Source organism: Longimicrobium sp., assembly GCA_036377595.1.
In the GTDB taxonomy this organism is placed as follows: domain Bacteria; phylum Gemmatimonadota; class Gemmatimonadetes; order Longimicrobiales; family Longimicrobiaceae; genus Longimicrobium.
This window is the reverse complement of the sequence record DASUYB010000104.1, coordinates 1-15409: the sequence shown is the minus strand read 5'-3', so window position 1 is coordinate 15409 and position 15409 is coordinate 1. Positions and strand designations below refer to the sequence as shown.

17 protein-coding genes are annotated in these 15409 nt (G+C 70.6%); 7 read left to right on the top strand and 10 right to left on the bottom strand.

Annotated features, from left to right (window positions below; translation table 11 throughout):
* Positions 1–56: 56 nt before the first annotated feature.
* From queD to VF092_17085, 3 genes are all read right to left on the bottom strand, one after another.
* The gene (queD, locus tag VF092_17095) at positions 57–419 is read right to left on the bottom strand and encodes a 6-carboxytetrahydropterin synthase QueD (GenBank protein ID HEX6749018.1); all 363 of its coding nucleotides are present in this window, start codon (positions 417–419) and stop codon (positions 57–59) included.
* 258 nt (positions 420–677) lie between these two features.
* Complete coding sequence (locus VF092_17090; GenBank protein HEX6749017.1) at positions 678–2177, bottom strand: fused MFS/spermidine synthase; 1500 nt, start codon at positions 2175–2177, stop codon at positions 678–680.
* Entirely contained in the window at positions 2167–2652 is a 486-nt protein-coding gene (locus tag VF092_17085) for a flavin reductase family protein (protein ID HEX6749016.1), read from the bottom strand. Before VF092_17085 ends, VF092_17090 begins: the two co-directional genes overlap by 11 nt.
* A gap of 150 nt (positions 2653–2802) precedes the next feature.
* On the opposite strand from VF092_17085, the gene VF092_17080 reads away from it, so the two are divergent.
* Together VF092_17080 and hslO are read left to right on the top strand one after the other, a co-directional pair.
* The gene (locus VF092_17080) at positions 2803–3792 is read left to right on the top strand and encodes a hypothetical protein (protein HEX6749015.1); all 990 of its coding nucleotides are present in this window, start codon (positions 2803–2805) and stop codon (positions 3790–3792) included.
* 209 nt (positions 3793–4001) lie between these two features.
* Positions 4002–4895 carry an Hsp33 family molecular chaperone HslO gene (gene hslO / locus VF092_17075; protein HEX6749014.1) on the top strand — a complete coding sequence of 298 codons (894 nt, stop codon included), beginning with the start codon at positions 4002–4004 and terminating at the stop codon, positions 4893–4895.
* A 141-nt stretch (positions 4896–5036) separates the two neighbouring features.
* Here the strand turns inward: hslO and VF092_17070 are convergent, their stop codons facing one another.
* Both VF092_17070 and VF092_17065 read right to left on the bottom strand, forming a co-directional pair.
* Positions 5037–5510: a redoxin domain-containing protein gene (locus VF092_17070; GenBank protein ID HEX6749013.1), complete on the bottom strand. Its 474-nt coding sequence runs from the start codon at positions 5508–5510 to the stop codon at positions 5037–5039.
* A gap of 434 nt (positions 5511–5944) precedes the next feature.
* The gene (locus tag VF092_17065) at positions 5945–6409 is read right to left on the bottom strand and encodes a hypothetical protein (GenBank protein ID HEX6749012.1); all 465 of its coding nucleotides are present in this window, start codon (positions 6407–6409) and stop codon (positions 5945–5947) included.
* A gap of 313 nt (positions 6410–6722) precedes the next feature.
* Between VF092_17065 and VF092_17060 the strand changes: the two genes are divergently transcribed.
* Both VF092_17060 and VF092_17055 read left to right on the top strand, forming a co-directional pair.
* Positions 6723–6866: a hypothetical protein gene (locus VF092_17060; protein ID HEX6749011.1), complete on the top strand. Its 144-nt coding sequence runs from the start codon at positions 6723–6725 to the stop codon at positions 6864–6866.
* 533 nt (positions 6867–7399) lie between these two features.
* On the top strand, positions 7400–8173 hold the full coding sequence (locus VF092_17055; GenBank protein HEX6749010.1) for a transglycosylase SLT domain-containing protein: 774 nt from the start codon (positions 7400–7402) through the stop codon (positions 8171–8173).
* Between the two features lie 176 nt (positions 8174–8349).
* On the opposite strand, the gene VF092_17050 is transcribed toward VF092_17055, so the two are convergent.
* The 4 genes from VF092_17050 to VF092_17035 form a co-directional block, all read right to left on the bottom strand.
* Positions 8350–8586, bottom strand: a complete 237-nt coding sequence (locus VF092_17050) for a ferredoxin (protein ID HEX6749009.1) — start codon at positions 8584–8586, stop codon at positions 8350–8352.
* Between the two features lie 118 nt (positions 8587–8704).
* Positions 8705–9565, bottom strand: a complete 861-nt coding sequence (locus VF092_17045) for an alpha/beta fold hydrolase (GenBank protein ID HEX6749008.1) — start codon at positions 9563–9565, stop codon at positions 8705–8707.
* 131 nt (positions 9566–9696) lie between these two features.
* Positions 9697–9996, bottom strand: a complete 300-nt coding sequence (locus tag VF092_17040; protein ID HEX6749007.1) for a hypothetical protein — start codon at positions 9994–9996, stop codon at positions 9697–9699.
* A gap of 229 nt (positions 9997–10225) precedes the next feature.
* Positions 10226–12058, bottom strand: coding sequence for a DegV family protein (locus VF092_17035; GenBank protein HEX6749006.1), 1833 nt, complete (start codon positions 12056–12058; stop codon positions 10226–10228).
* Positions 12059–12473: 415 nt separating this feature from the next.
* On the opposite strand from VF092_17035, the gene VF092_17030 reads away from it, so the two are divergent.
* The 3 genes from VF092_17030 (at position 12474) to VF092_17020 (ending at position 14665) form a co-directional block, all read left to right on the top strand.
* Complete coding sequence (locus VF092_17030; protein HEX6749005.1) at positions 12474–13106, top strand: hypothetical protein; 633 nt, start codon at positions 12474–12476, stop codon at positions 13104–13106.
* Between the two features lie 218 nt (positions 13107–13324).
* A complete protein-coding gene (locus VF092_17025; GenBank protein ID HEX6749004.1) occupies positions 13325–13861 on the top strand; it encodes an outer membrane beta-barrel protein in 537 nt (178 codons plus the stop codon).
* 267 nt (positions 13862–14128) lie between these two features.
* Positions 14129–14665 carry an outer membrane beta-barrel protein gene (locus VF092_17020; GenBank protein HEX6749003.1) on the top strand — a complete coding sequence of 179 codons (537 nt, stop codon included), beginning with the start codon at positions 14129–14131 and terminating at the stop codon, positions 14663–14665.
* Between the two features lie 82 nt (positions 14666–14747).
* Here VF092_17020 and VF092_17015 read toward each other — a convergent pair whose 3' ends face one another.
* Positions 14748–15110 (bottom strand): hypothetical protein, encoded by a 363-nt coding sequence (locus VF092_17015; protein ID HEX6749002.1) that lies wholly within the window; start codon positions 15108–15110, stop codon positions 14748–14750.
* Positions 15111–15409 lie beyond the last annotated feature (299 nt).

The window sequence follows — 15409 nt, the reverse complement described above, 5'->3', positions numbered from 1 at the left end:
AGAACGGACGGCCGACTCCGTCCTACTCTGCGACCTCTGCGGCCTCTGCGTGAGACCTATTCGTCCTCGCCCTGGTAGGTGCAGCCGGAGGTGCAGGTCTCGCGGACGACGATGCGGGTGAGGCCGGGAAGGGTGGGGATCAGGCGCGTCCAGAGCCAGCGGGCCAGCACCTCGCTGGTCGGGTTATCCAGCCCGGGGATCTCGTTGAGATAGTAGTGGTCGAGCTCGGCGATCACGGGCTTCACCGCGGCCTTCAGGTCGGCGAAGTCCATCACCCACCCCAGCCGCGGGTCCAGCCCGCCGCGCACGTGCACCTCCACGCGGAACGAGTGCCCGTGCAGCCGCGCGCACTTGTGCCCCTCCGGCACGTTCGGCAGCCGGTGCGCCGCCTCGAACCCGAACTCCTTGAAGATCTCCATCCCGCCTCCAGACTCCGAATACGACTGGCGCACGATTCTGTCATTCCGAGGGCGGCCAGACCGATCCCGCGTCCGCTCCGATGGCTGCAGCCCGAGGAATCTTTGGCCAGCGTACGAGCGACAGGCCGCCTATCGCTCCTGTGCGGAGTATAGATTCCTCACGGAGCCGCCGACCGCCGGTGCGATGGAAAGGCCGGTGCAGCGGCTCCGTTCGGAATGACATCCTTCCGGGACGCGCTGCTCATCGCCCGAAACGGCTCACTCCCCGAAATCCGGCTCCACGCCGCGCTGCTCGCGCTCGGGGAAGAGGACGCGCTCGGGGCGGTCGCCGGAGTGCAGCGGGGCGCGCTTTTCCTGCGGGTCGGCGAAGCGGTCGCGGAACACCACCGTTCCCGACAGCCGCGGCCACTCCGCCTCCGGCCACGGCTCGAACGTCCCCGCCGTGTCGGGGAGCGCCACCCCGCCGCCCGGCGCGGCGGCCACGAGGAAGTTCTGCCGGTCGGGGAAGTCGCGGCTCAGGTGGTAATAGAGGCGCACGCTCCCGAACGCCTCGCGCGCCGTCCGCGCCGTCGACCAGAAGCGCCGGTCGCCCTCGCCCTGCGCCACGCCGATCACGTTCACCACGATCACCCCGCCGGGGCGCAGCAGCCGCGCCAGCCCGTGCAGCGCCTCCAGCGTCACCAGGTGATAGGGGACCGCCTCGGTGCCGTCGTACACGTCCACGAACAGGCGGTCGTACGCGGCGTCGGGAAGCCCGTCGGCCACCAGCCGCGCGTCGCCGTGGATGGTGTGCACGCCGTGCTCGGGGCGCAGCCCGAACCAGCGGTAGGCCGCGCGCGTGACCTCGGGGTCCAGCTCGACCACCGTGATCCGCGCCTGCGGGTCGCGCTCGGCGATGCGCCGGGGGAGCGTGTACGCGCCGCCGCCCAGGAAGAGCCAGCTCAGCCCGGGGCGCTCCACCGCCTGGAAGAGCCGCTCCGCCGCCGCGATGTAGGCGAAGGTCGGCGCGCCGGTGCGCACCAGCTCGCCCGACTCGATCTCGCCGTTCTGGTAGAGGCGCCGCTCGGGCTGCCGCTTCCCCGGGTAGACGATCTCCATCACCTGCAGCGTGCCGAACGGCGTCTGCTCCTCCATCAGCAGCGTGCGCTCGGTGCTCGTCCCCCGCAGCGTGCGCGGATAGGCCAGCGGGAAGGCGAGCACCGCGGCCGCGCCCAGCAGCAGCGTCCCCGGCGCGAAGCGGGGGAGGAGGAAGAGGCCGCAGAGCGCCGCGCCGATCGCCACGCCCGCCATCACCGCCGTCACGAACGTCGTGGAGGTGATGCCGGGATCGACATCTCCATCCTCTTCCTCGTCCGACGCCGACTCCCACGCCAGCAGGCCGGGAAGGAGGTAGCCGGCCGCGTAGACGGGGATGCCGATGACGAACAGCAGCCCCAGCGCGCGCGCCGGGCCGCCCATCCGCTCCCCCTCCCACAGCCGCCACGCCGTGGCGATGACGCCCGCGATGCCGAGCGAGATGGCCGCCAGCACCCAGCGGCCGGCGGGCGGGCGCTCGGGATCGTCCACCGGCGCGCCGGCCCACAGCCCCGCCGCCAGCGCCGCCGCGAAGGTGGCCACCAGCCCGCCGGCCGCGGCCAGCGCGCCGCGCGCCTCGTACAGCATCAGGCTGCCGCCGGCGAAGGCGACCACGGCCAGCGCCACGCCCACCAGCAGCGGGCGCGCGGGTGCGGCCAGGCGGCGGATCAGCTCACGGGACAAAGCGGCCGTACCCTCCCCGGTAGTACAGCAGCGGCGTGCCCTCGCCGGCGTCCGCCGCCTTCACCTCGCCCATGAACACCGTGTGGTCTCCCGCTTCGACCGATTCCGTCACCTCGCAGTCCAGCCACGCCAGCGCGTCGTCGAGCACGGGCGCGCCGGTGCGCTCGGAACGCCAGGCGATTCCCGTGAACTTCTCCGCCGGCCCCGCGTCCGTGTCCGAGAAGCGGCGGGCCAGCGTCTCGCCCTTTCCCTCGGCCAGCACGTTCACCGCGAAGAAGCCGCTCGTCACGATGCAGGCGTGCGTGTCGGAGCTCTTCTCCACGCAGACGAGGAGGAGGGTGGGCTGCAGCGAGAGCGACGCTACCGCACTGGCCGTCAGGCCGCACGGGCCGCCGTCGGGCCGGCACGTGGTGACCACCGTGACGCCCGAGGCGAAGTGGCCGATCACGCGGCGGAACTCGCTGGTGTCGATCATCTGGCAGGGATCGGGGGATTTCCTTAAGCTACCGCGCCACGGGCCGCCGTCGGGTGGCCGGTTCCTTGCTGGTGCGGGCCCCCGCAACCAGCGGACCGGCGCCGCGCCATGGGCGCCGCCGGTCCGTTCCAACACGCTTCCGGATTGTGTATGCGCGCACAGCCAGCCCGCGCCGTCTGCGCCGCGGCCGCCCTGATTCTAACCGGTCTCTCCGGCTGCGAAAAGGTACAGTGGGGCGGCGCCGAGGTCCGCATCGTCAAGCCGCCGCCGCCCGAGGGCGCCACCGCGGGCACGCCGACGCCCACCGAGCAGACCGACCTGGGCCTCCCGCGCGGCAACGTGGTCTTCCACGTGGTGCGCAGCGCGGGGCAGGACCGCATCGTTCCCGTGGCCGAGATCTCGGGCGACTCGCTGCGCGCGCTGCAGCGGCCGGCGGGCGTGTCGCCGCAGGCGTTCGAGCAGCGCTTCCGCCAGGCCGTGCTCCCGCCCAACGCGCAGTACGTGCTCTTCCGACGTGGCGCAAAGGTGGGGACGTTCACGCTGGCCGGGCCCGCGGGGCTGTCGAGCTGCGGCGTGCCGATCGGCGCCGGGCAGGCCACCACGGTGGCGGCGGCGGCGGCGGACCAGGAGTTCCTGGCCTTCCGCAAGGGGCTGGAGCCCGACGTGGTGGGCGAGTTCAGCCCGCCGCAGGTGGACGGACCCATCCGCCGCTACGCGCCTCTCGTCGCCGAGCGGCAGATCCTGACGGCCGGCCTCCCGCGTCCCGGAAGCTGGACGCGCGCCCAGCGCGACCTGCAGGCGATGGACCTGGTGCGCGGCGGCACGGCGGAGATGGCCACCACCTTCCTCTCCGGCGACAACCTGGCCGTGGGAGCGGGCGACAAGGAAGGGTGGAGCGTGTTCTACGTGGCCGCGTACGAGCAGCGCACGGGCTACAACCCCATCTACAGCGAGGTGGCCGACTACCGCCGCGTGCCCAAGCGTGCGCCGCACGCGGTCGACTACCTGAACTGGAACGGCAAGGGGGGCAACGAGCTGCTGATCCAGGTCTTCGGCCCCACCGACGCCTGGTACGAGGCCATCTCCGCCGACCGCGGCGGCCGCTGGGTGAAGGTGTGGGAGGGCAAGGCCTGCCGGTGACGGGTTGAGCGGGATCGATGGAGATCGAAGTCAATCGAGCCCCATCTCCGCGGCGACGGAGATGGGGCTCGGTGCGTCGATGGAGGGGCGATCCGCGCGACGCGGCCAGGTCCGCGCGCGGAACCCCATCCCCCGCTCGTTGTAACAGATTCCAGCATTCACGCCGCGGCCGACAGCACTCCGGCCGCGGTTCGTATTGGAGGGAAAAGATGACGCTGAGCGGAGACTACATGGTGCGCGCGACGGCGCTGGACGGCCGAGTGCGCGCCTTCGCGCTGAACGCCACCGGCGTGGTGGCCGAGCTGCAGCGGCGGCACGACACCTGGCCCGCGGTGAGCGCCGCCGTGGGCCGCACGGCCATGGGCGCGCTGCTGCTGGCCGCATCGGCGCTCAAGGAACAGGACCAGTCGCTCACCGTGGAGATCAAGGGCGGCGGGCCCGCGGGGCGCATCCTGGCCACCGCCAACGGCCGCGGCGAGGTCCGCGCGCTGGCCGGCAACCCGCACGCGCACGAGCAGAGCGTCAACGGCAAGCTGAACGTGGCGGGCGTCGTCGGCGCCACCGGCTACCTCTCCGTCACCCGCGACCTGGGGATGCGCGAGACCTACCAGGGCACCGTGGAGCTGCAGTCCGGCGAGATCGGGCTGGACCTGGCGTACTACCTCACCAAGAGCGAGCAGAGCCCGTCCGGGCTGGCGGTGGGCGTGTTCGTGCGCCCCGACGGCAGCGTGGACGCGGCCGGCGGCTACCTGGTGCAGCTCCTCCCCGGGCTCGACGACGACGAGATCGCGCAGATCGAGCGCGCGCTGGCCTCGCTGCCGCATCCCACGGCGCTGGTGCACGAAGGCGTGACGCCCGAGCAGGTGCTGGAGCGCGTCTTCCCCGGTGGCTTCGAGCTGCTGGACCGCTATCCCGTGCGCTTCCACTGCCCGTGCTCGCGCGAGCGCTTCGAGAGCGGCATCGTCAGCCTGGGCCACGACGAGATCCGGCGGATCATCGAGGAGGAAGAGAACGAGTACACCGAGGTGGTCTGCCACTTCTGCAACGAGGCGTACCACTTCACCCCCACGGACATGGAAGCGATCCTCGACGCATCGCGCTGAGATCAGATCCGTAGAAACAACTTGGCCTCACGCAGAGCAGCAGAGGCAGCAGAGAACTCACCTCTGCTCCCTCTGCTGCTCTGCGTGAGGCCAAGTCTTTTTCGGGATCTGGTATGAGGGATCGCGTATCTGGACATCGCGTCAGGCGGATGCGAGCGCGGACTTGATCTCGTCGAACGGGGGGAGGAGCCAGGGCCGCGTCTCGTGCCACGCGTACTTCACCGTCCCGTCGCGGTCGACGACGAAGGCGGCGCGGTCGCTGGCGTTCAGCAGGCCGGGGCCGACGGGCGCGGTGCGCAGCACGTCGAAGGCCTGGCTGGCCTCGCGGTTGAAGTCGGAGAGGAAGGGGAAGTCGGCGCCGATGTCCTCGCGGTAGCGCTTCAGCACGTACGGCGAGTCCACGCTGATGGCCGCCACGCGCCCGTTCACCCCCGTGTACGCGCCGATGTCGTCGCGCACGGTGCACAGCTCCTCGGTGCAGGTGCTGCTGAACGCCAGCGGAAAGAACAGCAGCGCCACCGGCCCGTCCTGCCACAGCGACGACAACTGCGTCTGCTCGCCCTCGTGCGACGGCAGCGTCACGTCCGGCGCGCGGTCCCCCACCTTCAACCCCATGTTCGTCCCTCCAGTCGTGAGGATGCCTACTCAACTGATTGAACAGCGGATTCGGGCGTGTTGGGCGCTGAGACGCCCAAACGGGCTGCGCGCGCCGTAGGCCACGATACAACTGTGGCCAACGGCGCCGGGCCCCCACCGCGCCGGCCATCCGCGCCTGACGCGGCGACGGTGCGCGCGCGGTGGTGTCCCGGCCCTCCGGGCGCGCATCCCTCACGCAAGTGCTGACGCCGCGCTGAGTTCTCCCCTCCCCTGGGCAGCGGGGGAGGTGCCGGGGGAGGGGGCCACTCCGCGTCCGCGCGAATCCATGTCACCCGCGCGGACGTCCTCACCCCTACCTCTCCCGGTACGGGAGAGGTGGCGAGCCTAGGCGAGCCGGAGAGGGCGCCGCGCCGGCGAGAGCGCCGATGCCGGCAACACGTACCCACCCCCCTCTACTCCCCCCCGATCTCCCCCGCGCCCAGGATCCGCAGCGTCCCCAGCGCCTCGCGCACGGCCTCGCGCTCGCGCGCCTCCTGGCCCGCGGGGCAGAAGTACGTGGCGAAGACCAGGCGCCCCGGCGCGGCCGCCACCCCGACGATCCAGAACAGGCTCTCGCCGCTCTCCTCGTCCTCGGTCAGGTACTCGCACAGCGCCATCTCCGCGCCGCCCTCCAGCGGCACGTCGTCGACCTCGTCCTCCTCCAGCTCCACGTCCTGCTCGGCCAGGAACGCGTACAGCTCCTCGCCGGGGTCGGGAAAGTCGTCGTCCCCGGGCGCGAACGAGATCAGGTGCAGCGTTCCCGCCCCCTCGTCGCTCCACACCTCCAGCCCGTCGCCGTCCTCGTCGGGCGCCGCCTGCCACCCGGCGGGCGCCCGCAGCTCGAACCGGCCCTCGGGGTCGCGTGCCGTCTCGCTCATCCGCCCCCTTCACATTGCTGAAATCACAGGTCGCGCAAGATGCACGACATTGCAGCAGCCGGCAAGGCCGTCCATCCCGCGCCCACCGTCCTCCCCAGAGGGCACTCAGCCCCCTTCGCGCCGGTGCGGAAGTCCAATCCCGACGCGGAAAAACGCCGTCGCGAAGCTGTCATGGAATTGTGGTTTCAGACGTTACAGGGTCAGGACCGCGTTGGGCACGCAAGCTGCTTAACGTACCGGTGGCGCCTCGTCCGATGCGCTGCGTTCATCCTCCATGTGGGAGGCGCTTATCCGCACCTTGGGTGTCAGTCTCGTGGCCGTAGCAGCCATCGTGGCCAGCCTCACCCTCGTCCGCCAGCGCCACGACGTACCGGCGCATCCGAGGGCCAAGAGGCCCGAGCACTCACCGGCTGCAGTGGACCTGGACCTGGAGCATCTTCGCGCCGCGGGGTTCTAGCCGCACGCGATCCGGTCCGCGAAGAAGAGTGCGCGGAAGACGTGGCGCGGATGTCCCAATCGGGGCGTCCGCGCCCGTGTCGTTTCGTCCCCACACGCCTCCCCATCCCCGCCCTGATCCCCTTCCACCGCCCGGAATTCCGACGCTTCGGCCGTGCGGCTCCGCGCATCTTCATCCCCCCGCAGCTCGAGGTCCGTCTCGCGTCGCCGGCCGTGCAATTCGCATGATGTTTCCGGTACGGACGTCATATGCGAAGCAATGGACCGGCAGATGCTTTGATCCATGGTATTCTGCTACTTATTCGGTGCGTGTTCGGTCGCCCCACTGCGATAAACATACGGATCACCGGGCCGGAAGTGCAGAGTTGATGCGGATTTTCGCGGTGAACGGACGTATCAAATCGCTAAGTAGGGTTGACACAACGCGTTACGGGTTTTATCATGATAGGCAATGTTGAATGCCGAAACGGCGTGGTGCGGCGGCTGGCCTGGCGCCGCATCTTTGCTTGCGTAGACAGGAGACATCCTATTCCGATGAAGAAAGCTGCGAACCCCCCTGCGCGCAGGCGCACGCGGCTTCGTAACGACACGCGCTCGCTCCTCCGCTCGCGCCCGCTGCAGGCGGTGCTGCTGGCGGTGGCGGGAATGCAGGTGGTGGCGGTGGGCTCGGGGAAGGCGCTGCACGACGGCGCGCCGGGCTCGCTGGCCGAGATGGCCCGACGCTTCCAGACCGCGCCCGTGCAGGTGATGTCGCCCGTCGTGGTGGCCCCGCCCGCGCGGGTGGCGCTGAAGGAGGCGGCCGAGTCGCGCCGCACCGCGAAGAAGGCGGAGTCGTCGGTCAAGAAGGCGCGCAGCGAGCGCAACCGCACGGCCGAGGAGCTGGCCGGCAAGTACCGCGACCGCGGCTACAAGGTGTCGCCGTCGCTGGCCAGCGCCATCACGGCCGCGGCCGCCGCCAACCGCATCCCGGCGGAGGTCGCGTTCGGCCTGGTGCGCACCGAGAGCGGCTTCCGCAACAGCGCCACCAGCCCCGTGGGCGCCATCGGCCTGACGCAGCTGATGCCGTCGACCGCGCGGCTGTTCAAGCGCGGCGTGACGCAGCGGCAGCTGCGCGACCCGGAACTCAACCTGCGCATCGGCTTCCGCTACCTGCGCGAGCTGATGGACAAGTACGAGGGCGACACCGAGCTGGCGCTGACCGCGTACAACCGCGGCCCCGGCACCGTCGACCGCGTGCTGAAGCGTGGCGGCGACCCCGACAACGGCTACGCCGACATGGTCCTCGGCCGCCGCACCCGGCACCGCTGACCGCATCGCCTGGATCCTGAAAAGGGTCTCACGCAGAGGAGCAGAGGCAGCAGAGAAACCGATCGGTTCTCCGCTTCCTCTGCTCCTCTGCGTGAGGCCCCTCAGTTTTCTGTAAACGAAACCGGCCGCGGCGAGGAGATCTCTCGCCGCGGCCGGTTTGCGTCGCACACCCCCGCCTACTTGTCCGACAGAGCGCGGTTCTTCTCGATGTAGCTGGTCCACTCCGGCGGCACGTCGGTGTCGGGGAAGATGGCCTGCACCGGGCACTCCGGCTCGCACGCCCCGCAGTCGATGCACTCGTCGGGGTTGATGTAGTACTGGTCGTCCGCCTCGTAGATGCAGTCCACGGGGCAGACCTCCACGCAGCTCGCGTCCTTCGTGCCGATGCAGGGTTCGGCGATCACGTACGGCATATGGGTGCTCCGCCAGCGGTTCTCGGGGATCGTTTCACACGTTCGGGTGCGGCCGGGGCGATACGATAGCAGGCGCGCCCCGCCTTGTCTACCCTCTCTGGAACGAACGTTCGAACGCCTACGCAAGATGCGTGTCGAACCACTCCAGCGTGGCCTCGGCGGCGGTGCGCAGGTCGTCGCTGGGACCGCCGTACGGGTGGCGGACGCCGAACACGTGGTCGGTGCCCTCCATCACCATCAGCTCGGCGTTGTCGCCCGCGGCGGCGAAGAGCGCGTGGGCGTCGTCCACCGGCACCGAGGTGTCGGCGTCGCCGTGGACGATGAGCCAGGGAACCGCCACGCGCGCGGCCGCGGCGGCGATGTCGAGGCGCTCGCGGTTCTGCTGCAGGTCCACCCAGTACTCCGGGCCGATCGGCATCATCTGCTTGGTGCGCACGTTCTCGATGGCCACGTCGTCGCCGCGGCGCCAGGCGGCCACCTGCGCCTGCGTCCAGCGCCCGGGGATGTCGGCGATGGCCGCCCAGGTCACCAGCGCGTTCACCCGATCGTCTTCCGCCGCCACGATCACCGATCCCCCGCCGCCGCGCGAGTGGCCCAGCAGGCCGATGCGGCGGACGCGCTTCCCCGTCAGCGACCCATCCTCCAGGGCGGAGACGACGGCGCGGATCTCGTCCAGCTCGCGCGTCTGCGTGTTCTCGCGGAACAGGTCCAGCCGCGAGAACTCGCCGTCGTCGCCCACGCCGTTGTGGCTGAAGTCGAAGCTCACCGCCGCGAAGCCGCGCAGCGCCAGCGCGCGGGCCAGCGGCGGCCACGGGCCCCACTCCCGGAAGCCCTTGAAGCCGTGCACGATCACCACCGCGCTCTTCGGCTTCGTCCCCTCCGCCACGCGCACGTCGCCGCGCAGGGGCGGGCCGCCGTCCGCGGGGCGGATCTCGAAGGTCGACCGGGTGATCCTGCGCGCCTCGCCGCCGTCGCTCATCGTCTGCGGTTCCGTCTCGATCGAAAGAAAAGAAGGCCTCACGCGGAGACGCGGAGGACGCGGAGCGCGCGGCGTCCCCGCCACGTTCCTCCACGCCTCCGCGTCAGTCTATCGATCCCGCCCCGCCACGGCTATGCGGCGGAGGCCTGCGTCTGCGGCTCGGGGAGCACCAGGTCGCCGGGGAGGGCGATGGAGTCGCGGTTCTCCACCTGGAAGTAGAGGTTGCGGCTCACGTGGCCCACGTACGTCTCGATGAAGGCCTTCACGTCGCGCACCGACTCGGCCTCCCACAGGCAGACGGCGTGCGTGCCGTCGGGGGTGGGAAAGACGTGATGCAGCCGCAGGTGCGGGGGGAGCGCGCCGACGGCGTAGCGCACGTCGGACCAGAACGTCACCGGGTCGGAGATGTAGTGCTGCACCAGGACGTACATGACCGCCTCCCAGGGTCGGGGCGCCGCGCGGCATGGGCGGCGGACGCGCCCCTGCGGCGGGGTGTTGCGGGTTCGTCTGGACGGGTATGGAGGCGTGCTTTGCAAGTCGCACGCCCCGTGCGGTCGATTGCTTCCCGCGCCGCGGCGGCCGTCCGGACGTCATCCACGAGTGTGACGATCGGACGGCCCGCCGCGTTTCACTCCACCGCCGCCGCGAATCGCGACGGCGTCAGTCCTCGATCATCCAGGACAGCCCCCACGCCCCCTCGCCCGCGTGCGTGGCGATGATCGGCGTCCCCGGCGCGGTCAGGATCTCCACGTCTTCCCCGTAGCGCGCGCGCAGCTCCGTTGACACCTCGTCGAGGATCTCGGGGATGGCCACGTGGAAGACGCCGAAGCGCACCTTCTTCGCGTCCTTCGGCACGCGCCTGGCCAGGAGCTCCATCATCTTCCCCAGCACCTGCTTCTTCCCGCGCACCTTGGCGACGGGATTGAGCTTGCCCGCGTCGTCGACCTCGAGGATCGGCTTGATGTCGAGGATGCTCCCCAGCCACGCGCGACCCCGGCCGACGCGCCCCGAGGCCAGCGCGCGCTCGAAGGTGTCGAGCACCACCAGGATCCCCGTGCGCGCGCGGATCCGCTCCAGCTCGCCCACGATCTTCTCCGGCGCCCACCCCAGCTCGCCCAGCTCCGAGGCCTTGATCGCCAGCAACCCCTGCATCACCGAGCCGCCGCGGCTGTCGAAGAGGTGGACGCGGACGGAGTCGTGGCTGTGCTGCTTCGCCGCCGCCTGCGCGCTGGCGAAGGTGCCGGAGAGGCCGGAGGAGAGGATGATGCCGATCACCGCCTCGCCCTCGTCGGCGGCGCGGCGGAAGGCGTCGAGGAAGAGCGCCGGCGGCGGCTGCGAGGTGCCGGGATGCGCGCCGTTCTTCAGCTCCTCGGCGAACTGGTCGGCGGTGATGTCGAAGCGGTCGCGCAGCACCCGGTCGCCGAAGACGAGGGAGAGGGGGACCAGGTGGATGCCGTGCGCGCGCACGATCTCGTCGGGGAGGTCGCAGGCGGTGTCGGCGACGATGGAGACCGGGCGCCGCGCCAGCGTCATGTGCCCGGCCGCGGCCGCGCGCTCGACGGTGGCGTGCTGGGCGCGCATGTCCTCGGCCTTGTGCGTGGCCAGCCGCCCCAGCGTGCGGAGATAGGCGAAGACGTCGTCGGGCTCGTCGGTGTGGATGTGCACCTTGAGCAGGTCGGCGGTGCGGATCACCACCAGCGAGTCGCCCTTCTCGCGCAGCACCGCGCGCACCGCGTCGGCCTCGGGGATCTTCGCGCCGCGCACCAGCGCCTCGGTGCAGAAGCGGAAGTTCTCCTCCCCGGTGGGATACTCGACCGCCGCGGCGGCGAACGCGGGCTCGGCCTCCCACTCGGGCGCCTCGTCCAGCGCGACGAGGGGATCGCCGGCGACGAAGGAGGAGATCCCCTCGAGCAGGTGGACGAAGCCCTTCGCCCCGGCGTCGACCACGCCGGCGGCCTTCAGCGCGGGGAGGAGGTCGGGGGTGCTGGCCAGCGCCTCGCGCGCCTTGACCAGCAGCCGCTCGAAGAGCACCACGAAGTCGCCGTGCTGCAGCCGCTCGGCCTCGTCGGCGATGGCGCGCATGATGGTGATCATGGTGCCCTCGACCGGCTTTTCCAGCGCGCGGTACACGTGCTCGCTCGCCTTGCGCAGCACGTCGCCGAACTCGCTCACGCCGATGCGCGCGCGCTCGCCGATGGCGTCGCTGAAGCCCAGCAGGAAGTGCGACAGGATCATCCCGCAGTTGCCGCGGGCGCCCATGATGGCGGCCTCGGAGGCCTGCCGCGCCACGGCCGAGAGCGACGACTCGCTGCCGCCGCGCAGCCGGTCGGCGATGGAGCTTACGGTGAGCGCCAGGTTGGTTCCCGTGTCGCCGTCGGGGACGGGGAACACGTTGATGCGGTTCAGGTCGGCGCGGTGACGCTGCACGTACTCGTTGGCGGTGAGCAGCGCGCCGCGCAGGCCGGCGCCGTCCAGGTGCGTGGGTCCGTTCATCGGGTTCGGTGGGGTGCGCCGCCGGCCGGCGGGCGACAGGCCCGGGGCGGGTTCAGTGCGGTGTGGGCGTCCGGCGCAGACGTACGGGGTTGGTACAACACTACGCCCGCACATGGGCTACGCAAGAGGCGCGCACGCCCTCGCCCGTGGACGCCCTTGCCCCTTCCGGCGGACGCCGCCGGGATGCGTTCCCCGCGAATTGTCCCGTCGAGACCCCCTGTCATACTACACATGTTCCTCGACCAAGTATATATGCGCATGGGATTTGCGATTCGTCCGCCGTCCGCTTCCGGCGCGTGTTGACGCGCGTGCCGGAGGCGGGCATGTTTCCGGCGCTCCCGGCGGGCGCCCCGCGGCGGCACGGTGCGGGGCATTCCTGGAGCACGACCTCTCACGGAGGAAAACAAGGATGAAGATGAAGAAGACGACGTGCGGCGTCCTGGCCGCGATGGCGGTGATGGCGACTGCGGGCGCGGCCAGCGCCCAGGTGTGCGCCGGCTTCCCCACGCACGACAACCAGGGCGAGATCCACGGGGTGGCGAACTTCCCGCCCGACGTCGACCAGTTCGGCGTGGAGGGATCGTTCAACTTCAACGGGCCGCTCTCCCTCAACGGCGGGGTCCTCTTCGCCAGCGACGACGACGACGACCTGACCACCTTCCGCGCCGGCGCGGCGTTCGACCTCACGCCCTACATCGCCGCGGCGTCGCCCTCGCTGTCGATCTGCCCCAACGTCCGCGCCGACTTCGCCTCGCAGGGCGACGTGGACGTCATCCAGGTGCCGATCGGGGTGGGGCTGGGCGCCACCCTGCCGCTGGGCGACCAGAGCCTGACGCTGACGCCGTTCGTGATCCCCGCGCTGGTCATCACCCGCTTCAGCATCGACGACCCCATCCTGGGCGAGGGGAGCGAAACCGAGACCGACTTCGGGATCCGCGGCGGCGCGGACGTGAACTTCGACCGCTTCTTCCTGGGCGGCACGGTGGAGTGGGTCGACAACCCGGGCGCCGACCCGGTGTTCGGCGTGCGCGCGGGCATCAAGTTCTGATTGCCCGATCGCCCCTGGCTGACGATCAGCTAGGTGCGAAAGTGCGAGAGTGCGAGAGTGCGAGAGTACCCTTCGCACCCTCGCACTTTCGCACTTTCGCACTTTTGGGGGGCCGGACGCGTTCCAGGGGAGATCTCCCTTTCCACGCGGCGTGGCGGGGTGTATCGTGCCGCCAGTCCCCGTCGCATCGTCTCGTCCCCTCCCCTCGACACCCACCCATGAAGAGGACCCTCGCGGGGCTGCTGGCGCTGGCCGCCGCCCTGTCGCTTCCCGCGGCCGCGCGGGCGCAGGTGACGCCGTTCTCCATCGAGCCGCGCATCGGCGTGGCGGCGCCCGTCGCGACGACGGCGGACGACGAGCAGACGGGGCTGGCCATCGGCGGCGACGTGATCTTCCGCATCACCCCGCTGGTCTCCATCTACGGCGGCTACGAGTGGCAGCGCGCCAACGCGGCCGGGGCGGACAGCGTGGACCTCTCGTTCTACGGCTGGGAGGGCGGGATCCGGCTGACGTTCAGCCCCATCGGCCCGTACACGCCCTTCGTGCGCGGCGGCCTGGTCTACAAGCGGGGAAAGGCGGAGACGGACGGCGGCCAGGTGCTCACCGGCGACCAGGCCACGGGGTTCGAGGTGGGCGTGGGGACGGAGATCGGCATCCCCCGCGTTCCCGTCGCGCTCACGCCGCAGGTGGGGTTCAGCACGGTGCAGAACGACCAGTGGGCCTACGTGCAGGTGGGGCTTCACATCCGGATCTGATCGAACGAAGAAGAGAATCTCACGCAGAGGCCGCAGAGGTCGCAGAGGGATCGACACTACTCCTCTGCGACCTCTGCGGCCTCTGCGTGAGATCCATCGGTGCCCTGTCCGCGACGGAATCGTGGAAGAAGATGAAACCCGCGGCGGCGCGGTTGCGTTCTCCTTTCGCGTCCGCCGCGGCGGGCGTTATCGTGCTGCCGCGCCGGCAGAGGGTTTCGCCGGCGCGGCTGTATCACCCTGACTGACGACTCCTGAGGAGGGATGGAGATGAAGAAGCTTTCCGTCGGCATTGCCGCCCTGGCGGGCGTGGCGCTGCTGGCCGGCCCGGCGCGCGCGCAGATCCCGCACATCACGCCGTTCTCCTTCGAGGCGCGCGCGGGCGTGGCGCTGCCGCAGGGCGACTTCAACGACGCCGCGAACCCCGGCTTCACCGTGGGCGGCAGCGTGACCTACCACGCCATCCCGGTGATCGGCATCTACGGCGGCTACAGCTACGCGCAGTTCGACGCCGAGGGCTCGAGCGGCGAGTTCAAGGACAGCGGTTTCGACGCGGGGGTGCGCGTGGGGATCCCCACGCCGCTGATCCCCATCGATCCGTGGATCAAGGGCGGCGTGGTGGTGCACAACCTGGAGGTGTCGGGCACCGCCACGAGCATCGACGACGGCTGGAGCACGGGCGTGGAGGTGGGCGCCGGGCTGGGCTTCGGCTTCGGACCGCTGTCGCTGACCCCCGGCGTCAGCTGGGTGCATCACGGCGACGCCAGCTACGTGCGCGGCGACGTGGGCGTGCGCATCCGCCTCTGAGGAGAGTGCGAGGGTGCGAAAGTGCGAGGGTGCGAGAGTGCGCAGGGTACTCTCGCACCTTCGCACTTTCGCACTCTCGCACCTAGTTGATCGTCAATTCCAGCGTATCCCCCTCGTTCACGGGGAGATTGTAGGTGCTGGAGACGGCGTCGCTGCCGATGGGGTCGGCCACGAAGCGCATGTTGCTGACGCCCACCACCATCCCCGCGGGGATGACGAAGGTGGCCGACGACGCGGGCTGCACCACGCCCAGGCGGCGGCGCTCGGTGCCGTTGACGGCGTAGATGGTGAAGGCGCTGAAGTTGGTGTTCCGCACCACCACCGTGGTGCGCGGGCGCGCGCCCGAGGAGGCGGTGCCGGCGTCGTTCTGTCCCGCGGTGGCGCAGGCGGAGACGAGCAGGAGCGCCACCAGGACGGCGCGGCGGCGGAGCGAATGCACGTTCATCGGCTGATCATGCGGTGAAAAGGATGGCGGGAGGCGCATCCGCGCCTCCCGCCGTCTGGGATTTGCACGAAGGGCGCCACACCGGTGACACCTGGTGCGAAGGTGCGAAGGTGCGAAAGTGCGAGAGTATCCGTGCACCTTCGCACTCTCGCACCTTCGCACTCTCGCACTCTCGCACTCTCGCACTCTCGCACTCTCGCACTCTCGCACTCTCGCACTCTCGCACTCTCGCACTCTCGCACTCTCGCACTCTCGCACTCTCGCACTCTCGCACTCTCGCACTCTCGCACTCTCGCACT